The organism is Bradyrhizobium sp. (assembly GCF_035570375.1).
Classification (GTDB): Bacteria; Pseudomonadota; Alphaproteobacteria; order Rhizobiales; family Xanthobacteraceae; genus Bradyrhizobium.
This window is the reverse complement of sequence record NZ_DATMLW010000269.1, coordinates 14,448-36,107: the sequence shown is the minus strand read 5'-3', so window position 1 is coordinate 36,107 and position 21,660 is coordinate 14,448. Positions and strand designations below refer to the sequence as shown.

Sequence of the window (21,660 nt, the reverse complement as noted above, 5' to 3'; positions counted from 1 at the left end):
TCCAAAATCCAACAGCATTAGTTGTCGGATCAGCTACAGCATGGATCACTGGTAACCATCTCAGTGATTTGGCGTCGCCAAAGCGTGCGGCATATCGGACGCGCGCAGCATCGCCACCATGGCCGAGATAAGGGCGTTTGCGCCCTCGATGCGGGACGTTTCGGCAGGTCCGCGCTTTGTCAGCATCAAGATCGACAGCGCCAATCTGGAGCGCGTGCTTGCAAGCCGTGACGGCAGCTTCGTCGTGACACGGATCCGCGGCGCGCTCGGATTCGCTCCGATCTAGGGAGTAGGTTCATCCCTCGCCAACCAGAAGCATCGCTGATTGTTCAGCCTGGACGCGGACCTCGGCCGGATGATCTGACCGTACGACCGCCAATGCGTCGCGGCGAGCGCGCCGAGTCGGAGGGAAGCCTCCCGGTGTTGCGCACAAGCCTCTTTGACCAGAGGTCTGCCTTTTACCTTCGCGTAATCAACCTGTCACGGTCGGATCATACCGTGCACGGCGCTTCCAACTCCCTTCAGAGGAATCACGATGATGAATGTTTTCAGCAACGCCGCGCACCGCGCGGCGCTAGCCCCAGCACTTTTGTCCGGAAGTACAGTTCTTGGCGCTGCGCTGTTCGGTCTTGCCGATCCAACGCCTGCCAGCGCGGATCAGCAATTCTTGAAGCACGGCTCGCTGCTCATCAGCAGCAGCACTTACGACAAAACGCGAGGACCTGTCGCCACGCTCAAGGTCGGTACGACGCTGCCGAACAAGGCGACGGCGACCACCCAGGCAGTCGCGGGCAACGACTATGTCAATGTTTGGAACAATGCATCGGTCGATGGCAGCTTCGGCGTGACGTCGGCCATCCAGCTGACCGATGTCGACTTGAGCAACGGCAAGGTCTTCCGCACGATGCAGGTGCCGACCGATCAAGTCGTTACCAGCTTTTCGTCCAAATCCGAGCTTGGCCTCCATGTGCTCAACAACTGGCCGACAGTCAGGGTCGTATTTGTCGGCTATGCGGGCGCCGCACCAGCCAATGGGCTAAACCCGCCCGCAGTGGGCGTCGGATTGCTCGATGTATCGAATTCCGATGCTGTGCCGGGACAGGATTCGACAAACCCGGTGACCTTCGCCTTTGGGAATAGCTACGCCTTTCGCCGCACCATCGTCTCGGTCGATGAGAAGGGCAGCATCGCCTACACGCCGACCAACGATTACGGCGGCAATAATGGCCGGTCTGCCTTGTTAGGGTCGAATGGTCTGTACTACGTGGTCGGCAACGCTAACAATGGCAATGCAGCGAGCTTCGGGGCAGGCAATGGCACGAACCCGGACGTCACCGAGACAACAGGCCTCGAAGTTGTCAATCCGATCGGTTCATCGGTGGTTAACGCGACGATCGCATCGGCCACTTCAGCCGAAGTCGACCCGTTGATCCAACTCACTTTCCCTAACGCAAAACCCGATAAGCCGGGCAAGGACAACAACTATCGCGGCATTACGGAATTCGGCGGCGCGCTCTATTTTACGAAAGGTAGCGGCAGTAACGGCATCGATACGGTCTATACCGTCCGGGCGCCGAATTCGCTGCCAACATTGGTCGACGCTGCGTCCTCGACCATTGATATCGTGCCAGGTTTTCCGAATGATTCCGCGAAAGCAACTGGTGGAAATTTCACGCCGTTCGCCGTATTTTTCGCCAATCCGACGACCATGTATGTCAGCGTCGAGGGCACCGGGAACAATTTGGACGTAACGTCGAACGCGGGGCTGCAGAAGTGGATTCTCGGCAGCGACGGCTCTTGGCATCTCCAATACGTGCTGACGAAGGGACTGATTGGCGTCGTCGATGTTAATGTGACCGGTTCCGATGGCCCGTGGCCAGCTATAACCACGATTGGTCTGCGCAATCTGACCGGCCGGATCAACCGCGACGGCACCGTGACGCTCTGGGCCACGACCTCGACCTCGAGCGCCTCAGGCGATAACGGTGCCGATCCCAACAAAGTGGTGGAAATCACCGATCAGATCGCAGCGACGCAATTGAGCCAGGTCGAAAACGAGTCGTTCATGACGGTTGCGGGGCCAGTCTACGGCACAGTGTTCCGCGGCGTCGGCTTCGTCGAATAACGGTTGGTTCAAGGCTCGTCTGGCATACGCCGGACGAGCGAACCCGATCTTCAAGCCGGGCAGCGCCCGTCTTGCCGGGCGTGGTCATTCATATCGTGCTGGGAAGCCTGTTCGCACTCTCCTGCTTCGGGGGCGGCGGCTTCCCGCCTGAAGGATCGGCCCAATTGCGGCCGTCATTTCGATTTGGTTGCGCCGCAGCAAACTGCTTGACTTTTACCGAAGGTGAGTGCTTACTTACAAGATGAGCACTCTACGTATGACCGGCGATCTGAGGCGGCAACTCATCCTGGGGGCGGCAAAGCGCTGCTTTGCCCGCCACGGCTTTGCCGGCACCACGACCAAAAGCGTCGCGGCGGCTGCTTCGATTTCCGAAGGGCTGCTGTTCAAGCATTTCCCGAGCAAATCGGCGCTGTATGCGGAAATCCTTGCCGAAGAATGCGAGGCCGATCCGGCACTGCATCGCTTGCTCGAGCTCGAGCCATCGACCCAGACACTCGTCGTCCTGATCCGCGAAATGGTCCGCCATTTCCAGGCGGTGGCGGAAACGCCCGATCAGGAGGAGGCCCAGCGTCTCCGCCTGATGCTGTCGAGCCATCTCGACGACGGCGAATTCGCCCGCCTGATCTATCAGAAGATCGGCAGCCTGATCGGAAATGCGTTCACCCGATCGCTGCAGCGCGCGGTCGAGGCGGGGGATGCGAGCGCAATCGGAGGCGAACCGATGAACCTGTTCTGGTTCGCCCATCACACCGTGTTGATGTCGAGCCTGACACGAATGCCGACCACCCCGTGTCTTTCCTATGGCGAGGCCACCGATCTCGAACGGCAGCTTTGTCAATTCATACTGCGCGGAATTGGTCTCAACGAGACCGCGATTGCCACTCATCTGGACCGCGAAATGTCGCGGGATACGGGACAGCCAGCCATTTCAGAAAGTGCATGACATGAACATTGTGACCGAAAGCAAGATCTCGGGCCGGCCCGTCGGCGAGAAGGTGCGCACCCGCCCCGTGCGGATGGTGCGCTGGTTCGTCATTGTCGGATCGCTGCTCGCGCTGCTGGTAAGTGCGCTGGTCGGCTTCAATGCCTTCCGCAGCAAGATGATCGCGCAGTTCTTCGCCAACAACAAGCCGCCACCGGCGACCGTGACCGTTGCGCAAGCCAGATCCGAGGTGGTTCCGAACCTGCTGACGGCAGTCGGCGATCTCGCCGCCGTGCATCAGGTGAATGTCGTCCCTGACGTCCCGGGGCGAGTCACCGAGATCAAGTTCACCGCTGGCGCTTCGGTGAAGGCCGGAAGCCCGCTGGTGCAGCTGTTCGATGGCCCCGAGCAGGGCGATCTAGCCAACTACAAGGCGCAGGCGACCGGCGCGTCGCTGGCGCTCGACCGCGCCAAGCAGCTCGCCGCGCGCCAGTTCGGGCCGCAGTCTACCGTCGATGCCGCGCAGGCCACCTATGACCAGGCCAATGCGGGCATCGCCAAGACCGAGGCGATCATCTCGCAGAAGCTGGTGCGCGCGCCGTTCGACGGCGAACTCGGCGTCCGCCATGTCGAGGTCGGCCAGTACCTCACCGCCGGCACCCAGATCGTGACGCTGACCGATCTGTCGGTGCTGTATGCGAACTTCACGGTGCCGGAAAAGGGCAGCGCGGCACTGCAGGTCGGACAGACCGTGCGGGTTGCGGTCGATGCCTATCCGGGCCGAACCTTCGAGGGCAAGATCACTGCGATCGAGCCGCAGATTGCAGCCGATACGCGCAACATCCGCGTCCAGGCAACCCTCGACAACCCCGACAAGATCCTCAAGCCGGGCATGTTCGCCACCATCACCGTGGTGCTGCCCGACAAGCCGCCGGTCGTCACCGTGCCCGAAACCGCTGTCGACTATACGCTTTATGGCGACTCGCTATTCCTCATCACCGAGAAAAAGGAGGATAACGGCAAGACCAGCCTGACGGCGGTGCGCACCTTCGTGCGGACCGGCAACCGGGTCCAGGGGCGCGCCGAAATCCTCAGCGGCCTGAAGGACGGCGATCGCGTGGTTGCGGTCGGCCAGCTCAAGCTGCAATCGGGAGCGGCCGTGGCGATTTCAACGGACGCGGCGCCGCCGGTTCCGGCGAACCCGCCGCGCTATTGAGGCAAGGACGGCAAAAGCCGGGAACCGGCTTTTCCCTGTAGAGAACTGGCTCAAGTCAAGGAAATTCGATCGTGGTCCGATTTCGATCGGACCATGAGATAACCGAAGGCGCATCGCGATGGTCTGCACTGATCTTTTCATCAAGCGGCCGGTGTTGTCGGTGGTCGTCAGCCTGCTGATCCTTCTGATCGGCCTTCGCGCGGCGATGGTGCTGCCGATCCGGCAATATCCGAAACTGTCCAATACGGTCGTGAACATTACCACCGTCTATCCGGGCGCGTCGGCCGACCTGATCCAGGGCTTCATCACCACGCCGATCGAGCAGGCGGTGGCGTCTGCCGAAGGCGTCGACTATATGACTTCGTCTTCGGTGCTGGGAACCAGCACCATCCAGGTCTATATCAAGCTGAATTTCGATCCGAACCAGGCCCTGACCGAAGTTCTGGCCAAGGTGAACTCGGTCAAATACCTCATACCGAAGGAATCGAACGACCCGATCGTCACCAAGACGACCGGCCAGACCACCGCCGTGATGTATCTCGGCTTCTCCAGCGAGGTGCTGTCGGGGTCGGCGATCTCGGACTACCTGACGCGCGTGGTGCAGCCGGTGCTCTCGACCGTCGACGGCGTGGCTTCGGCCGACATTCTGGGCGGCCAGACCTTTGCGATGCGGGTGTGGCTCGATCCGGTGCGCATGGCGGGGCGCAACGTCTCGCCGGCGGACGTTAACGCGGCGATCGCGGCCAATAATTTCCAGGCGGCGGCGGGCCAGTCGAAGGGCTTCTTCATCGTCTCGAACGTGTCGGCCAATACCGATCTGCAGAATCTCGATCAGTTCAAGCGGATGATCGTCAAGTCCAAGGACGGCGGCTTTGTCCGGATCGAGGATATCGCAACCGTCGAGCTCGCGGCGCAGAGCTCGGACGCCAGTGTCGCCTTCAACGGCGAGCACGCGATCTTCATCGGCGTGCAGGCAACTCCGCAAGGCAACCCGCTCACGCTGGTGAAGGGCGTCCGTGCACTGTTTCCCGAGATCGAACGCAACCTGCCGCCTTCGATGAAGATGAAGGTGGCCTATGACTCCACCAAGTTCATTCAATCCTCGATCGACGAGGTGGAGAAGACGCTGGGTGAAGCGGTCCTGATCGTGGTCGCTGTGATCTTCCTGTTCCTGGCCTCGTTCCGTTCCGTGATCATCCCGGTGGTGACCATTCCGCTGTCGCTGATCGGCGTCTGCAGCTTGATGCTGATTGCCGGGTTTTCCTTCAATCTGTTGACGTTGCTGGCCATGGTGCTTGCGATCGGCCTTGTCGTCGACGACGCCATTGTGGTGGTCGAAAACATCCACCGGCATCTGGAAGAGGGCAAACCCCCGGTGCAAGCGGCGATGATAGGCGCGCGTGAAATCGTCAGTCCCGTCATCTCCATGACCATCACGCTTGCCGCGGTGTATGCGCCGATCGGCTTTCTTGGCGGCCTGACCGGCTCGTTGTTCCGCGAATTCGCCTTTACGCTTGCCGGCTCGGTGATCGTGTCCGGGGTGATCGCGCTCACGCTTTCGCCGATGATGTGCTCGGTATTCCTCAAGAGCGCCGAAGAGGGTCGGTTTGGAAAGCTCGTCAACCGCGTGTTCGGCGCGACGACGCGCTGGTATGGCCGGCTGCTCGACCGCTCGCTCGACTATCGCCCGATCACGGGACTGTTTGCGATCACGATTTTGGGCCTGGTCGGCTTCCTCTACATGCACACCGCCAAGGAGCTCGCGCCGGAAGAGGACCAGGGCATCGTGTTCGCGGTGACCAAGGCGCCGAAATACGCCAACATCGACTATCTGGATTTCTACGGCGAGAAACTCGACAGGGAGTTTGCGAGTTTTCCGGAGACCGACCTGCGCTTCGTCCTGAACGGCATCAACGGACCGCAAAACGGGATTTCCGGCATGCTGCTCAAGCCCTGGGACGAGCGCGAGCGCTCCTCGATCAAGCTCAAGCCGCTGGTGCAGGCGCAATTGAGCAAGATCGAAGGCGTCAACGCCTTTGCCTTCAACCTGCCGCCCTTGCCCGGCGGTCCGGGCGGCTTGCCGGTCCAGATGGTGATCAACTCCACCAGCAGCTTCCAGCAGGTCTTTGAGCAAATGGCCAAGCTGAAGGATGCAGCGCGCAAGAGCGGGTTGTTCATCGTCAGCGACAGCGATCTCGACTTCAACCAGCCGGTGGTACGGGTCAAGGTCGACCGCGCCAAGGCGAGCGATCTTGGCCTGACCATGCTCAACGTCGGCAACGCGCTTGCGACCATGCTGGGCGGAAACTACGTCAACCGCTTCAATCTCGAGGGGCGCTCGTATCAGGTTATCCCGCAGGTGCCGCGCGAAAGCCGCCTCTCGCCCGAGGCGCTCGGCCTCTATTACGTGTCGACCCCGACCGGCCAACAGATCCCGCTCTCGACCGTGGTCTCCATCGAGACCGGGACCGACCCGAACGCGCTCACCCACTATAATCAGTTGAATTCCGCAACCTTCCAGGCGGTGCCGATGCCCGGCGTGACGGTCGGTCAGGCCGTCGACTTCCTTGAGGGTGAAGCGGCAAAGCTTCCCGCCGGTTTCAGCCACGACTATCTCGCCGATTCCCGGCAATATGTGCAGGAGGGCAATCAGCTTGCGATCACCTTCGGCTTCGCGCTGATCATCATCTTCCTGGTGCTGGCGGCGCAGTTCGAAAGCCTGCGCGACCCCTTGGTGATCATGATCAGCGTGCCGATGGCCATCGTGGGCGCGTTGATCCCGCTGTTCTTTGGTGCTGCGACCATGAACATCTACACCCAGGTCGGCTTGCTGACGCTGGTCGGTCTGATCAGCAAGCACGGCATTCTGATGGTGGAGTTCGCCAACGAACTGCAGCTCAACGAGGGGCTCGATCGCCGTTCGGCGATCGAAATGGCTGCCCGCGTCCGGCTTCGCCCGATCCTGATGACGACGGCGGCGATGGTCACGGGCCTGCTGCCGCTTCTCACGGCAAGCGGTGCAGGCGCGGCCAGCCGCTTCTCGATCGGTCTTGTGGTGGTGGCCGGCATGACCATCGGCACCTTGTTCACGCTGTTCGTGTTGCCCGCGGTCTATGTCGCGATCGCCACCGATCACCGCGCAGGCGCCGAATCCCAGCGCGCCAAAGAGATTGCGGAGTTCGACCTGGCGCCGAAGGCGCTCTAGTTCCGGATTCCGAGCCGGGCATCGGATCGGCAGGTTGCCCCCGGCCCAGCTGCCCGTTGGGCGCCGGCCGGCGGTAAAGCCGGTGAAATCGCTCGCGCTGCAGCAAGAGACAAGGCGCGGCCTTCTTGCTAAATAGGCCGGGATGAGCATTTCGGTTCACCCCGACACAGGCCGAGCGCTGCCGGGCCCGTCCGCGGCGCCTGCCATCTCGTCGGCCAAGCCGGCCGAAACCAGCCCATCCGGGACCAGGATCCGCAGCCGGCTTTTCACCAAATATGTCGCATTGTTCGTCGCGGTGGTTGCGATTGCGCTTCTGTCGAACGGAATGTTCGAGGTTTACTTCTATTACCGCGAGCACAAGGCGTCGCTGATCCGCATCCAGCACGAGCAGGCCGAAGCGGCAGCGGCAAAGATCAGTCAGTTCATCAAGGAAATCGAAAGCCAGCTCGGCTGGACCACCCAGTTGCCGTGGTCGGCGGGTTCGATCGAGCAGCGCCGGTTCGATGCCCTGCGACTGTTGCGGCAGGTGCCGGCTATCACCGAACTGGCGCAGGTCGATTCGACCGGCAAGGAGCGGCTGAGGGTATCGCGGCTCGCCATGGACGTCGTCGACAGCGGGCTCGACCTCTCCAGGGACGCGAAATTCACCGAAGCCGTCGCCCACAAGGTCTATTACGGACCGGTCTATTTCCGGCGGGAGTCGGAGCCTTACATGACGCTGTCGCTGGCGGGCACCCGCAAGGACGCCGGCGTGAGCATCGCCGAGGTCAATCTGAAGCTGATCTGGGACGTGGTGTCGCAGATCAAGGTCGGCGAACGCGGCCACGCCTACGTCGTCGGCGCAGCCGGACGGCTGATCGCCCATCCCGATATCAGCCTGGTGCTGCGCAACACCGACATGTCGAAGCTGGTGCAGGTGCAGGCGGCCCAGGCCGGTGCCGGCAACAACCCCGACTCGCTGCAAGGCACCAAGAACATCCAGGGGCAGGAGGTGCTGACCGCGTCGGCGCCGATCGCGCCGCTCGGCTGGACCATGTTCGTCGAGCTGCCGGTGGAAGAGGCCTATGCCTCGCTTTATGCCGCCCTGCAGCGCCTTGCCATCGTGCTGGCGGCGGCGTCGATATTTGCGGTGCTCGCCGGGGTCTTTTTGGCGCGCCGCATGGTTGGCCCGATCCAGGCGCTGCGGGTCGGCGCCGAACGCATCGGCGGCGGCGATTTCGCCCAGCGCATTTCGATCAAAACCGGCGACGAACTCGAAGGTCTCGCCAATCAGTTTAACGACATGGGCGCGCGCCTGCAGGAATCCTATGCCGACCTCGAGAACAAGGTCGAGCAGCGGACCGCCGAATTGACGGAATCGCTCGAGCAGCAGACCGCGACCTCCGAAGTGCTGGAGACCATCAGTTCGTCAGCCGGCGACCTGGAGCCGGTGTTCAACAAGATGCTGGAGAATGCAACCCGCATCTGCGGAGCCAAATTCGGCATCATGTGGCTGATGGAGGGCGATGCGACTCGCTGCGTGGCACTTCACAATGCGCCCGAAGCTTTCGCCGAATTACGCCGGCGCGAACCGTTGATTCATCCGGCTTCGCACAATCTGATGGGACGTCTCATCAAAACCAGGCAGGTGGTTCAAATTGAAGATGCCAAGGCGGATCGCGCCTACGTCGAGGGCGATCCGATTCGTCGCGCGAATGTCGACCTGGCGGGAGCGCGCACCATCGTTGCCGTGCCGATGCTGCGGGAGAACGAGCTGGTCGGCGCCATCACGATTTACCGGCAGGAAGTGAAGTCGTTCACAGACAAGCAGATCGACCTCGTCGCAAACTTCGCCAACCAGGCCGTGATCGCCATTGAAAATACGCGGCTACTCCGTGAACTGCGGGAGCGCACCGATGATCTCAGTGAGTCGCTGCAGCAGCAGACCGCAACCGCCGACGTGCTCAAGGTCATCAGCCGTTCGGCCTTCGACCTGAAATCCGTGCTCACCACGTTGACCGACTCGGCAAAGGCTCTGTGCAGTGCATCTCTCGGCATCATTTGTCTGCGAGACGGCGAGGTGATGCGGTTGCAGGCGGAATCGGGCTGCACGACGGCCTTCATCGACTTCATGAACGCCCACCCGATCAAGCGCGGCCGCGAGACGATCACGGGACGGGTTTTCTCGGACGGCAAGCCCGTCCACGTCCCGAACGTGGAGCTTGATCCCGAATATAATTATGGCAACGCCCCGCAGATCGGCGATTACAGGGCGGTGCTCGCCATGCCGTTGATGCGCAGCGGTTCGGTCGAAGGCGTGCTGCTGTTGGGAAGGCCAGTGCCCGGACCGTTCAGCCAGCGCCAGATCGACCTTGTCCAGACCTTTGCCGACCAGGCGGTGATCGCGATCGAAAACGTTCGCCTGTTCGAACAGGTGCAGGAGCGCACGAAGGAGCTGTCAAGCTCGCTGGAAGAACTGCGCACCGCGCAGGATCGCCTGATCCAGACCGAAAAGCTTGCTTCGCTGGGCCAGCTCACCGCAGGCATCGCGCACGAGATCAAGAATCCGCTCAACTTCGTCAACAATTTCTCGGCGTTGTCAGCCGAATTGATCGACGAGCTGAATGACGTGCTGCAATCGACGGGACTCGACGACAAGGCGCGTGAGGAGGTCGGCGAGATTGCCAACATGCTGAAGGGTAATCTCGAAAAGGTGGTGCAGCACGGCAAGCGCGCCGATTCGATCGTGAAAAACATGCTGTTGCATTCGCGCGAGGGATCGGGCGAACATCGGCCTGCCGATATCAACGCGATCGTCGAAGAGAGCCTCAACCTTGCCTATCACGGTGCGCGGGCGGAAAAATCCGGCTTCAACATCACGCTCAAGCGCGAACTCGATCCCGCGGCCGGCATGGTCGATGTTTACCCGCAGGAGATCACGCGGGTGTTTCTCAATCTGATTTCCAACGGCTTTTATGCCGCGACCAAGCGCAAGGAGACGGCCGAGCAGGGTTTCGAGCCGACGCTCAGCGCGGCCACGAAAGACCGCGGCAACAAGGTCGAAATCCGTATTCGCGACAACGGCACCGGCATCCCGCCCGAAGTAAAGGAAAAGATGTTCAATCCGTTCTTCACCACAAAACCTGCCGGCGAGGGCACCGGCCTTGGACTCTCGATGAGCCACGACATCATTGTGAAACAACACGGCGGCAAGATCGACGTCGATACAAAACAAGGTTCATTTACCGAATTCATCATTACGCTGCCACGCGCGGCCGCGGCACTGACACAGGGGGGAGGCCGAAATTGAGCGTGTATATACTCGTCGTCGATGACGAGCCGGATGTCGAAGCGCTGTTTCGTCAGCAGTTTCGGCGTGACCTGAAGGCCGAGCGCTTCAAGATCGAGTTTGCGCCGTCGGGGCATGAGGCGCTGGTGCGCGCGGCCGGGATCAAGGATCCGTCGCTGATCCTGATCCTTTCCGACATCAACATGCCCGGCATGAGCGGCCTGGAAATGCTGCCGAGGGTGCGCGCCGAGCGGCCGCACGTTCCCGTCATCATGATCACGGCCTATGGAGACGCCGAAACGCGCCGCAAGGCGATCGAGCGCGGCGCGGTGGGACTATTGACCAAACCGATCGATTTTTCGCTGGTGCGCCACGAGATCGATACAAGGCTCGGGCAGGCTGCATGACCGCGACCATCCTCGTCGTCGACGATGAGCCCGATCTGGAGGCTCTCGTCTTGCAGAAATTCCGCAAGCAGATTCGCGACGGCGCGGTGGCGTTCGTGTTTGCGCATGACGGGTTGGAGGCGCTGCAGTCGATCGAGAAGCACCCGGACGTGGACATGGTGGTGTCCGACATCAACATGCCCGGGATGGACGGTTTGTCGCTGTTGCAGAAATTGCAGGAGGCCGAGGAAAAGAAATCGACCATCATCGTTTCAGCCTATGGCGACATGAGCAATATCCGCACCGCGATGAACCGCGGAGCGTTCGATTTTCTGACCAAGCCCATCGATTTCGGCGATCTCGAAACCACCATTGGCAAGACGCTGCGTCATGTCGAGATGTTGCGCGAGGCGCGCCGACGCCAGGCCGAGGCCGAGCGTGCGCAGGCCTCGCTCTCGCGTTATTTTTCACCGCAGATCGCCTTGAAGCTTGCTGCCGACTGCGAAGGCGACGGCATGGAAGTGCAGTGGCGCGACGTTGCCGCCATCTTCACCGATATCGCCGGTTTCACCTCGCTGGTGGAAACGGCTGCGCCCGAGGTATTGGGCACGCTGCTCAACGAATATGTCGGTGGGATGACCGACGTCATCTTTGCGCATGAAGGAACGGTGGCCAAGGTCGTCGGCGATGCCATCCAGAGTCTGTTCAATGCGCCCGGGGACCAGCCGGATTTTGCGACGCGAGCCATCGCCTGCGCGCACAATCTCGACGCCTGGTCGGAAAAATTCCGTGAGCGCTGGAGGGCCAAGGGCATCAATTTCGGCGTGACCCGGATCGGCGTTCACGCCGGTCCCGCGCTGGTCGGTAATTTCGGCGGCGGGCGGTTCTTCGACTACACCGCCTATGGCGATACCATCAACACGACGGCGCGGCTCGAGACCGCCAACAAATTCCTCGGCACGCGCATTTGTGCCAGCGCCACGGTGGCCGCAGCCGCAAAAGGATTTCAGGGGCGTCCCGTCGGAGATCTGATGCTGCGCGGGCGGAGCGAACCGCTTCGCGCCTTTGAGCCTTTGCCGCCGGCGAAATTCAAAAATCCCGTGACGGCACAATACGCGGAAGCCTTTGCCAAGCTCGAAGCGGGCGATGCTGGAGCGATGCCGAGCTTTGCGGCGCTGGTCGGGAAACATGCCGACGATCCGCTCGCCGGCTTTCACTTGAAGCGCCTGCTCAACGGCGCCAAGGGCGTCCGGATGCAGCTTGAATGACGGATGCCGTGGTATGCCTGAGTTGACGCGCGATTTCGCAGCCGGAAATTATCGATTCATCCCGGCCGTGTTTCAGTATTCGAGCGGCGCGGCGGCGCACTCCGGATTTGAAATCGAACGCGTGCGTTTCGATCGATCGATCCCGCTGGCGGAAGGGTTTGCGCGAGCCGCCAAACATATTCAAGCCGCGGGGCGGCCGCTGACGTCGTTTTGTGCCTGTGAACTGCGTTCGCCCGCGGCTTTCACGGAAGCCGGCTTCCTCGCCTTCAATCGCCACTACGTCAAAACGCTCGCCGAGTGGGGTATTTTCGACGGCACCAGCAATCCCGTCGCGCGCAGCAATGTCTGCCCCGAGATTGATCCGCCGGCCGAGCCGTCATTTTATGCGTTCTCTTTTACGCGCCCTGCCGACGGACAACACTCCACCGCGACAGCTGACTTCGTCATTGCCGGCGGCGCCGAGGCTCGCGGCGGGGAGGGAAGCTATCCCGAGCGGATCGTGCGCTATCGCGATTGCAGCGCAGAAGGTTTAAAGGAGAAGGTTGCCTTTACGGTGGCTGAAATGGAGAGCCGCCTTGCCGCGTTCGGTTTCGGCTGGAAGCAAACGACCGCGGTGCAGGCATACACGGTGCATGATTTTCACCCGGTCATGGCCGATGAACTCGTCCGCCGCGGCGCTGCGCGATCCGGCCTGACCTGGCACTTTGCCCGGCCGCCGGTGATCGATCTCGAATTCGAGATGGATTGCCGAAGGGTGATGCGGGAAGTCGTGATCTGACAGCGTAGCGGGCGCGCATTCGCGCGACCCGTTGGCTTGGCCGGGACGACGAAAATTGTTGGCGCATGCGTCACCGATGGCGTGGATCGAGCGCGTCGCGCAGGCCGTCGCCGACCAGATTGAACGACAGCACCACCAGAAAGATCGCCAGCCCCGGCCACAGCGCCATCCAGGGCGCATTGGTCAAGAAGCGCTGCGCCGCATTGAGCATGCTGCCCCAAGACGGTGCCGGCGGCTGCTGCCCGAGACCGAGGAACGACAGCGCCGCTTCGGCGATGATCGCGGCCGCAATCGACAAGGTCGCCTGGACCAGCAGCGCCGGCATGATGTTCGGAAGGATATGGAACAGCGCGATCCGCCAGCGCGGATTGCCCACGGCGCGCGCGGCCTCGATATAGTCCTCGACCTTGACGCTCATGGTCTGGCCGCGCGTCAGGCGGACAAAGATCGGGGTGGTGGAAATGCCGATCGCGATCATGGCATTGCCGAGGCTCGGACCGAGGAAGGCCGCGAGCGCAATGGCGAGGATCAAAAACGGGCAGGCCAGCATCGCATCCGTGATCCGGCTGATCAGCGCGTCGATGAAGCCGCCGCGAAAACCCGACAGCAGTCCGAACGGCACACCGATCAGAAGCGCAATGCCGACCGAAATAGCACCCGCGACAAGCGAGGCACGCGCGCCGTAGATGACGCGGCTCAAAATATCGCGCCCCAAATCGTCGGTGCCGAACCAATTAAGCGCCGAGGGTGGCTTGCGCACCAGCGACCAGCTGGTGGCGACGGGATCATAGGGCGCAATCCAGGGCGCAAGCACGGCCAATGCGATGAAGCTCGCAATGACGACCAGTCCCACCACCGCTCCCTTGCGCCGAAACAGCCGGCGCAGCGCTCGCCGCGACGGCGTCTCCATTTCGTCGGAAGTCGGAGGGGAAAAGCCGGGAAGCACGGTGTCGGTCATGCTTAGCCCCTCAGCCGCGGATTGACGAGAATATAGGCAATATCGGCAATCAGGTTGAGCGTGATGTAGATCGTCGCGGTCACCAGGACGACACCTTGCACAACGGCATAGTCGCGATTGAACACGGCATCGACGATCAGCTTGCCAAAGCCGGGAATCGAGAAGATCTGTTCGGTCAGCACCGCACCCGACAGCAGCGTTCCGAGTTCGAGCGCGCCGAGGGTGATGACCGGCGTCAGCGCATTTCGCATCGCGTGCTTGAGAATGACGGCGCGTTCGGAAAGGCCCTTGGCGCGCGCGGTGCGGACATAGTCGCTGTCGAGCACCTGCAGCATCGCGCTGCGGGTATGACGCATCAGGATCGCGGCAATCGCGTTGCCGAGCACAAAGGCAGGCATGATGGTGGAAGCAAGACTCGCCCGCCAGTTCTCGGAGAGGGGGACGTAGCCCGAGGCCGGCAACCAGCCGAGTTCGATCGAGAACAGGAAGATCAGCATGATCCCGAGCCAGAAATTCGGGGTCGAGATGCCCCACAGTGCGAACAGGTTGGCGCCGTAGTCCCAGGCCGTGCCCTTCTTCACCGCCGAGACGATGCCTGCGGGAATCCCGATCAAAAGGGCGATGATGATCGCCATCGAGGCCAGTTGCATCGTCACCGGCAGCTTCTGCACGATGAGGTCGAGCACCGGAACCTTGATGCGCAGCGACTCGCCGAAGTCGCCCGAGATCACGCCTTTGGCCCAGTAGACGTATTGCACCGCGATCGGTTCATCGAGCCGGTATTGCTGGCGGATTTTCGCAATCACGTTCGGATCGCGTTCCTCACCGGCCATGACCAGCGCCGGATCGCCCGGCAACAGATGCTGTAGCGAAAAGATCAGCACCGACACGAAAAACAGGGTCGGGATCAGTTGCAGGATGCGCTTGCCGAGGAAATTCAACATTGAACGCACACCACACTACGCCTGGCGATGTTAGATATTGCCGACCGTGCTAGCCACATCGTTCCCTCCCCCCTTGTGGGGGAGGGACAGGGAGGGAGGTAACCCAACGAGATTCTGTGTTCGTGGCACCCCCCACCCCACCCCACCCCTCCCCTACAAGGGGGGAGGGAGCAGAGAGAGGACGCGCCGTACCGGGTCGCGGGCAGGAGAGATCACGCGGTGTGATCATCATTTCAGTTTCAGTCCGACGACACGCACCAGTCCATCCGGCATTGGCCTGTAGCCCTCGAGCCTTGTCGTGTGCGCGATCAAAAGCTTACGGTGGTAGAGATAGATGATGGGTTCGTCCCTGAGCACGATGCCGGTCACCTTCTCGTAGATCGCCTTGCGTGCGGCAGAATCGGAAATCAGACGCGCATCCTCGAAACCCTTGTCGGCTTCCGGGTTCGAGTAGACGCCGTCGTTCTGCGGCGCCTTGGTGTGCAGGAAGACGTAAGCATTGCCGTCCGGGTCGATCCGGCCGCTCCATCCGATCAGGAAGGCCTGGAATTCGCCGGCCTGGGCCTGCTTGAAGGAGGTTGCAAATTCGATCAGGCGAATCTTCAGGTCAAAGCCTGCCTCCGCCGCCATCGATTGCAGGACCTGCGCCACCGCCTCGTTCTCGGCCCCCTTGGGCACCATCAAATCGACGCTGACGGGCGCAGAGACGCCGGCTTCCTTGAGCAGCGCCCTGGCCTTCGCGAGGTCTCGCTTCGGAATCGGGAATGCCTTTTGATAATAGGGATGTTCCGGGCTGATCCACTGATTGCCCGGCACGAACTCGCCGTTGAACACGACCTGGTTGACCGCCTCGCGATCGATCGACAGATCGAGCGCCTGGCGCACCTTTTCCGACTGGCTGAGCCCGCCCTTGTTCTTGTCGTTGCCGATGTTGATGGTAAGGCCCATATAGCCAAGCTCAAGCGCGCTCGACAGTTTGAGGCGCGAGTCGGCGCGAACGTCCTTGATGTCGGTTGCCAGCACGCGCTCGATCAGGTCGAGCCCGCCGGATTTCAGATTGGCGAGCCGTACCGTGGCATCGACGATCGGCAGGAACACGATCTTGTCGATGAAGACGTTGTCCTTGTTCCAGTAGTCGGCGAACTTTTCGAATACGATGCGGTCCTGTTGCACGCGTTCGACGAACTTGTAGGGACCGGCGCAGACCGGATGCAGGGCGAATTTCTCGCCCTCGGCCTTTGCGGCCTTGGGCGACACCATCATGCCGGCGCGATCGGTGAGTTGGGTGATCAGCGGCGAGAATGGCGTCTTCAACACGAGCCTGATGGTGAGGGGATCGACGACATCGACGTGATCGAGCGCGGCAAGCTCCGGCTTGCGGAATGAGGTCGGCAGCGTGAGATGGCGATCAAGCGAGAATTTCGCGGCCTCGGCGTCGAACGACTCCCCGTCGTGAAACTTGACGCCGGGACGCAATTTGATGGTCATCTCCTTGCCGTCGGCGGATGTTTCGTGCGACAGCGCGAGCTGCGGCACGATGTTGAGCTTTTCGTCAATGTCGAACAGCTTGTCGCACAACGAGGCGAATACGATACGGCCGACATAAGTCCGCCCGATCGACGGATCCAGAACATCCGGATCCTCGGCCAACCCAATGCGCAGCGTGGTTTGGGCGGAAGCCGCCGCGGCCAGCGATGCGCACAACGCCGCCGCTAGTACCGCCGATCTGAAGTCCCTGCACCGCAAGCGGCGAGCTCCTTTCAGGGACTTCAGACCGATAAGCGGTACTAGAATCAATAAGTTTGCCAGTGCCCGTGACTTTGCGAAGTTCGTGAAGGTGGGTGCTGCGATGGAGCCCGAACTTCGGAAAGTGGGCACTAGGGCCGCCGAACGCAAAATCTTCATCGCACAGGTCTCCATCTCTGATGCCACGGGGTCGGCGGGGTCGTTCTGACCATATCAACCCCGGGCAGGTTCAGGGTTTGCTCCGCGCGGCCGAACGCCGCAACCAGTCGCTCGAGCGCCGGCGAAAATTCGCCGTCGCTTGGCAGGATGGTGTCGGCCGGCGGCAGCTCGTCCGTGCGGTGACAGGCCGTCAGATGCCGCCCTGCGCTGGCGATAAGTTGCGGGGCTTCAATTCTGCAACGCTCGACCGCAAAGGGGCAGCGCGTATGAAATCGGCAGCCCGAGGGCGGATTGAGCGCGCTTGGCATCTCGCCCTGCAACACGATCCGGCTGCGTTTTGCCTGCGGCTTGGGTACGGGAATGGCCGACAGCAGCGCCCGGCTGTAGGGATGACGGGGCGAGGCAAACAGTGCTTCCGCTTCGGCTGTCTCGACGATGGTGCCGAGATTCATCACGGCCACACGGTCGGCAATGTGTTTCACCACCGCCAGATCGTGGGAGACGAAGATATAGGCGAGGCCGAGCCGCGCCTGCAGGTCGCGCAGCAAGTTGAGGATTTGCGAACGGATGGATACATCCAGCGCCGACACCGGCTCGTCGCAAATGATGAGTTTCGGTTCCACCGCCAGCGCGCGAGCGATCGCGATGCGCTGACGTTGGCCGCCGGAAAATTCGTGCGGATAGCGGCGCGCAAGGCGCGGCTCGAGCCCGACCAGGCTCAGTAACTCCTCGACGCGCTCGCGGCGGGAATCGGGACGCACCAGACGGTGCAGTGCCAGCGGCTCGGTGAGGATCTGGCCGACGGTCATCCGCGGATTGAGGGAAGCGTAAGGGTCCTGGAAGATGATCTGCGCGTCGCGGCGGAACGCGCGTAACTCGTTGGCATCCATCGCCAGCAGGCTGGTGCCATTGAATCTGATCTCTCCGGCATCGGGTTCGATCAGGCGCAGCACCAGACGGCTGACAGTCGATTTTCCGCAACCGGATTCGCCGACCAGTGCCAGCGTCTCGCCCGCATCGACGCTGAAACTGACTCCGTCGACCGCCCTGACGTAAGCCTTCGGTCTGCCGAACATCGAGCGGTCCGCGACGAAATGCTTGACCAGATTTTTGGCCTCGAGCAGGGCGGTCACGACACCAGCCTCTCAAGCGGCGCGCGGATGCAGCGCGACCAATGAGCGGGACTCAAATTCTTAAAGGGCGGCGGGGCAGCGACGCAGGCTGCTTTGGCGAAAGGGCACCGCGCGGCGAAGCGGCAGCCGGACGGCGGGCGGGCCATATTGGGAACCATGCCTTCGATGGTGGCCAGATGGGAGGTGCGGCGGCCCAGTCGCGGGATCGAGCCGAGCAGCCCAACGGTGTAGGGATGCTGGGGATTGGCGAACAGTTCATCCACGCTGGCACGCTCGACGATCTCGCCGGCATACATCACCGCGACCTCGTCGCAGACCTCGGCGACCACGCCGAGGTCATGGGTGATGAGGATGATCGCCGCGCCGCTTTGCGCCTTCAGTTCGCGCATCAGATCGAGAATCTGGGCCTGCAGGGTCACGTCGAGCGCGGTAGTGGGCTCGTCCGCGATCAGGAGCTGGGGATCGCAGGCGAGCGCCATCGCGATCATGACCCGCTGGCGCATTCCGCCCGAAAGCTTGTGCGGATATTCGTCGATGCGCCGCTCGGGCGAGGGGATATGGACACGCCGCAGCAGCTCGATCGCACGCCTGCGCGCGGCGCTTCTCGTTCCGCCGCGGTGGCGCAGGATGGTTTCAACGATCTGGTCGCCGATGGTGAAGCTCGGGTTGAGCGAGGTCATCGGCTCCTGGAAGATCATCGCCAGGCGGTTGCCGCGAAGGTCGCGCAGCGTCTGATCGGGCACGTTCAGGAGGTCGAAGCCGTCAAAACGGATCGAGCCTGTGATTTCGGCCGATTGTTTCGGCAACAGGCCCATGATGGCGAGCGAGGTCACGCTCTTGCCGCAACCGGATTCACCGACCAGACCAAGCGTGCTGCCGTTGGGAACGTCGAGATCGACGGCGTCCACCGCATGCAAGGCGCGCCCGTCATCGCCGTGAAAGGTGACGCGAAGGTCGCTTATTTCGATCAGCGGCGGCCGGCTCATCGCTCGCCCGCGATCGCAGCTTCGATCCCTGCATCGATAATCCTGCGGTCGGTGACTCCGGCCGGATTGTTGCGGGTCGGCAGGTATTTTCGGAAATGCACCCAGCGCTCGCGGCTGACCGCCTCCAGGCGCTCAAGTTCGCCAAGCGGGTCGGCGTGATCGTCGACGCGCAGGTCGAGCTCGGACCATTCCTCCTCGCCGTAGATCAAAAGCCCCGCCGATTGCTTGCCGCGCTTGTCGCCGCCGGCGGCTTCGCCCGCCCGCATCGCCGCGATCAGCCGTCGTGCGAAGGGCATCTTCTCGTTGGCCACATAGGCGTTCGCTGTGTCGTCGAGCACGCTGGCACCGGCGAGCATGTTGCCCGCGATCGAAAAGCCTTTGCCTTCGAGATGTCCGCACCAGTCGACGCATTCCTTTCCGGTATGGGCGGCGATGCGGCCCTTAGCGTCCATGATGTGAAGCTGCCGGCTTTCGCACCCCGTGTCCGCCGCGATCAGGATTTCGATGATGTCGTGCGGCACGCGTCCCTGCCGCAGCAGCCTGACGCCGTCGATACCGTAATAGGGATTCACCAGCGCCTGCGTCGCAATGGCGCCGATGCGGGCGGCGATGTGAGGCACCCGCGCGCCCACCGCAAAAAACCGCGTCGCGACCGCTATTCCGAACTGGCCGGTGGCATTGTCTTTCGCAATGATCGACCAGGTCATTTGAGCTCAGCGTCCGGCAGCGTAGCCCTGCATGCCGCGCGGATTGGCCGCGGCGCGCCGGCGGGGACCGACTTTCGAAGCAGCCGTGAGCCGGCCCTCCGACCAGTCGGGACCGATCTCGACAATATGTCCGCGGCGCTCGAGCTCTTCGACGCTCGCGCTCGGCACACGGCCTTCGACCACCAGCACGCCGGGTCGCGCGGTGCGCGGCCAGAACGAGATCGGGAAGTGCTCGGAATGCCACGCCGGCGCGTCGATCGCCTCCTGAAGATTCAATTTGGCGTGGACGTGGCGAAGGAAGAATTGCGTGGTCCACTGATCCTGCTGATCGCCGCCCGGCGAGCCCCAGGCGAGATACGGCTCGCCGTCGCGCAGCGCCATGGTCGGGCTGAGCGTGGTGCGAGGGCGCTTTCCCGGCGCGAGCGAGGCGGGATGATTTTCCTCGAGCCAGAACATCTGCGCGCGGCTGCCGAGGCAGAAGCCGAGTTCCGGAATCACCGGAGAGGATTGCAGCCAGCCGCCGGAAGGCGTCGCCGAAATCATGTTGCCGGCCTTGTCGATGATGTCGAAATGCACGGTGTCGCCGCGCACCTCGCCGAAACGGCCGACGGTCGGCTCGCCGCCGCCCATCGCGTCGACGGCTTCGCGTTGACCGTCCTGGCGGCGATATTGCACGACCGCGCCGAAGCCCTCCACCGAACCCGGGATGAACTCGAGCGAAGCCCTGTCCGAGATCAGCTTGCGGCGCTCGTTGTTGTAGGCATCCGACAACAGGGTGGTGATCGGAATTTCGGTGAACTTCGGGTCGCCGTAAAACTTCTCGCGGTCGGCATAGGCGAGCTTGGCGCATTCGGTCTGCAGGTGAATGAATTCGGGACCGGCGGGGTCGAGCCCGTCAAGTTGAAAGCCTTTCAACAGCGCAAGCTGTTGCAGCATCACCGGGCCCTGGCTCCAGACCCCGGCCTTGCAGACGGTGTAGCGGCCGTAGTCGTAAGTCAGCGGCACTTCGACGGTCGGCTGCCAGCGCGCCATGTCGTCGGCGCGAAGCACGCCGCGATGCGGCGAACCGCTGACGTCCATCACCGCTTGCGTGCGACAGAATTTGTCGATCGCCTCTGCCACGAAACCCTTCGACCACGCACTTCGCGCGCCCTCGATTTGCGCGATGCGATCGCCGCCCGCGCTTTCGGCTTCCTTCAGAATGCGGCCGTAGGTTTCGGCCAATTGCTTGTTGGTGAAGATGCTGCCTGGCTTGGGCACTTCATTGTTGGGAAGATAGATCGCCGCCGACGTGGTCCAGTGCTTGCGGAATAATTGTTCGACCATCCTGACAGTCGCGGCAGCGCGCTCCAGGAAAGGGTATCCGTCGCTTGCATAGGCGATCGCCGGTTCCAGCACGTCGCGCAGCCGCATCGTGCCGTAATCGCGCAACAGCAGCATCCAGGATTCGAAGGTACCGGGAACGCAGGCCGCGAGCAGCCCGGTGCCGGGCACCATTTCCAGGCCCTCGTTTTTGTAATGCGCGATGGTCGCGCCCGCAGGCGCCGGGCCCTGTCCGCAAATGACCTCGATTTTGGCGCGCCTGGCATCGTGCACGATGATCGGAACGTCGCCGCCCGGGCCGTTCAGATGTGGCTCGACCACCTGCAGCGTGAAAGCCGTGGCGACGCCGGCGTCGAATGCATTGCCGCCTTTTTCCAGGATGCCCATTCCGACCGCGGTGGCGATCCAGTGGGTGGACGTGACCACCCCGAACATGCCTTCGATTTCCGGCCGGGTGGTGAATGGATCTGGATTGATGTGGCTCATGAGTGTCCGGTTATTTGCGGCTTTGGCTGGCGGCGGCACTTGATCACAGC

General features: G+C 62.2%; 16 protein-coding genes. 9 read left to right on the top strand and 7 right to left on the bottom strand.

Annotated features, from left to right (window positions below; genetic code table 11):
• Nucleotides 1-118: 118 nt before the first annotated feature.
• The 9 genes from VNX23_RS29700 (at nt 119) to cnbZ (ending at nt 13,168) form a co-directional block, all read left to right on the top strand.
• Nucleotides 119-286 (top strand): hypothetical protein, encoded by a 168-nt coding sequence (locus tag VNX23_RS29700; protein ID WP_325635223.1) that lies wholly within the window; start codon nt 119-121, stop codon nt 284-286.
• Nucleotides 287-538: 252 nt separating this feature from the next.
• Entirely contained in the window at nt 539-2,125 is a 1,587-nt protein-coding gene (locus VNX23_RS29695) for a hypothetical protein (RefSeq protein ID WP_325635221.1), read from the top strand.
• A 241-nt stretch (nt 2,126-2,366) separates the two neighbouring features.
• Nucleotides 2,367-3,068: a TetR/AcrR family transcriptional regulator gene (locus VNX23_RS29690; RefSeq protein ID WP_325635219.1), complete on the top strand. Its 702-nt coding sequence runs from the start codon at nt 2,367-2,369 to the stop codon at nt 3,066-3,068.
• Nucleotide 3,069: 1 nt separating this feature from the next.
• On the top strand, nt 3,070-4,263 hold the full coding sequence (locus VNX23_RS29685) for an efflux RND transporter periplasmic adaptor subunit (RefSeq protein WP_325635217.1): 1,194 nt from the start codon (nt 3,070-3,072) through the stop codon (nt 4,261-4,263).
• Nucleotides 4,264-4,381: 118 nt separating this feature from the next.
• The gene (locus VNX23_RS29680; RefSeq protein ID WP_325635215.1) at nt 4,382-7,468 is read left to right on the top strand and encodes a multidrug efflux RND transporter permease subunit; all 3,087 of its coding nucleotides are present in this window, start codon (nt 4,382-4,384) and stop codon (nt 7,466-7,468) included.
• Between the two features lie 142 nt (nt 7,469-7,610).
• Nucleotides 7,611-10,757 (top strand): GAF domain-containing protein, encoded by a 3,147-nt coding sequence (locus VNX23_RS29675; protein WP_325635213.1) that lies wholly within the window; start codon nt 7,611-7,613, stop codon nt 10,755-10,757.
• A complete protein-coding gene (locus tag VNX23_RS29670; RefSeq protein ID WP_325635211.1) occupies nt 10,754-11,143 on the top strand; it encodes a response regulator in 390 nt (129 codons plus the stop codon). Before VNX23_RS29675 ends, VNX23_RS29670 begins: the two co-directional genes overlap by 4 nt.
• A complete protein-coding gene (locus tag VNX23_RS29665) occupies nt 11,140-12,390 on the top strand; it encodes a response regulator (RefSeq protein WP_325635209.1) in 1,251 nt (416 codons plus the stop codon). The genes VNX23_RS29670 and VNX23_RS29665 overlap by 4 nt, the downstream gene beginning before the upstream one ends.
• A 22-nt stretch (nt 12,391-12,412) precedes the next feature.
• Entirely contained in the window at nt 12,413-13,168 is a 756-nt protein-coding gene (gene cnbZ, locus VNX23_RS29660) for a 2-amino-5-chloromuconate deaminase CnbZ (RefSeq protein ID WP_325635308.1), read from the top strand.
• Nucleotides 13,169-13,238: 70 nt separating this feature from the next.
• On the opposite strand, the gene VNX23_RS29655 is transcribed toward cnbZ, so the two are convergent.
• The 7 genes from VNX23_RS29655 to VNX23_RS29625 form a co-directional block, all read right to left on the bottom strand.
• A complete protein-coding gene (locus VNX23_RS29655; RefSeq protein ID WP_325635207.1) occupies nt 13,239-14,126 on the bottom strand; it encodes an ABC transporter permease in 888 nt (295 codons plus the stop codon).
• Between the two features lie 2 nt (nt 14,127-14,128).
• On the bottom strand, nt 14,129-15,070 hold the full coding sequence (locus tag VNX23_RS29650; protein WP_325635205.1) for an ABC transporter permease: 942 nt from the start codon (nt 15,068-15,070) through the stop codon (nt 14,129-14,131).
• A gap of 228 nt (nt 15,071-15,298) precedes the next feature.
• Nucleotides 15,299-16,816 carry an ABC transporter substrate-binding protein gene (locus tag VNX23_RS29645; RefSeq protein ID WP_325635203.1) on the bottom strand — a complete coding sequence of 506 codons (1,518 nt, stop codon included), beginning with the start codon at nt 16,814-16,816 and terminating at the stop codon, nt 15,299-15,301.
• Between the two features lie 155 nt (nt 16,817-16,971).
• Nucleotides 16,972-18,108, bottom strand: coding sequence for a dipeptide ABC transporter ATP-binding protein (locus VNX23_RS29640; protein ID WP_325635201.1), 1,137 nt, complete (start codon nt 18,106-18,108; stop codon nt 16,972-16,974).
• On the bottom strand, nt 18,105-19,094 hold the full coding sequence (locus VNX23_RS29635; RefSeq protein WP_325635199.1) for an ABC transporter ATP-binding protein: 990 nt from the start codon (nt 19,092-19,094) through the stop codon (nt 18,105-18,107). The genes VNX23_RS29640 and VNX23_RS29635 overlap by 4 nt, the downstream gene beginning before the upstream one ends.
• Nucleotides 19,091-19,801: a DUF1028 domain-containing protein gene (locus VNX23_RS29630; protein ID WP_325635197.1), complete on the bottom strand. Its 711-nt coding sequence runs from the start codon at nt 19,799-19,801 to the stop codon at nt 19,091-19,093. Before VNX23_RS29630 ends, VNX23_RS29635 begins: the two co-directional genes overlap by 4 nt.
• Nucleotides 19,802-19,807: 6 nt before the next feature.
• Nucleotides 19,808-21,610 carry a gamma-glutamyltransferase family protein gene (locus VNX23_RS29625; RefSeq protein ID WP_325635195.1) on the bottom strand — a complete coding sequence of 601 codons (1,803 nt, stop codon included), beginning with the start codon at nt 21,608-21,610 and terminating at the stop codon, nt 19,808-19,810.
• Nucleotides 21,611-21,660: the final 50 nt, after the last annotated feature.

What these genes read in the sequence shown, in the direction of transcription:
- VNX23_RS29630 (WP_325635197.1), bottom strand. Translation starts at nt 19,801, where the DNA reads ATGACCTGGTCGATCATTGCGAAAGACAATGCCACCGGCCAGTTCGGA.
- VNX23_RS29690 (WP_325635219.1), top strand. Translation starts at nt 2,367, where the DNA reads ATGAGCACTCTACGTATGACCGGCGATCTGAGGCGGCAACTCATCCTG.
- VNX23_RS29700 (WP_325635223.1), top strand. Translation starts at nt 119, where the DNA reads ATGGCCGAGATAAGGGCGTTTGCGCCCTCGATGCGGGACGTTTCGGCA.
- VNX23_RS29655 (WP_325635207.1), bottom strand. Translation starts at nt 14,126, where the DNA reads ATGACCGACACCGTGCTTCCCGGCTTTTCCCCTCCGACTTCCGACGAA.
- VNX23_RS29635 (WP_325635199.1), bottom strand. Translation starts at nt 19,094, where the DNA reads ATGAGCCGGCCGCCGCTGATCGAAATAAGCGACCTTCGCGTCACCTTT.
- VNX23_RS29665 (WP_325635209.1), top strand. Translation starts at nt 11,140, where the DNA reads ATGACCGCGACCATCCTCGTCGTCGACGATGAGCCCGATCTGGAGGCT.
- VNX23_RS29685 (WP_325635217.1), top strand. Translation starts at nt 3,070, where the DNA reads ATGAACATTGTGACCGAAAGCAAGATCTCGGGCCGGCCCGTCGGCGAG.
- VNX23_RS29625 (WP_325635195.1), bottom strand. Translation starts at nt 21,610, where the DNA reads ATGAGCCACATCAATCCAGATCCATTCACCACCCGGCCGGAAATCGAA.
- VNX23_RS29650 (WP_325635205.1), bottom strand. Translation starts at nt 15,070, where the DNA reads ATGTTGAATTTCCTCGGCAAGCGCATCCTGCAACTGATCCCGACCCTG.
- VNX23_RS29680 (WP_325635215.1), top strand. Translation starts at nt 4,382, where the DNA reads ATGGTCTGCACTGATCTTTTCATCAAGCGGCCGGTGTTGTCGGTGGTC.
- VNX23_RS29695 (WP_325635221.1), top strand. Translation starts at nt 539, where the DNA reads ATGAATGTTTTCAGCAACGCCGCGCACCGCGCGGCGCTAGCCCCAGCA.
- VNX23_RS29675 (WP_325635213.1), top strand. Translation starts at nt 7,611, where the DNA reads ATGAGCATTTCGGTTCACCCCGACACAGGCCGAGCGCTGCCGGGCCCG.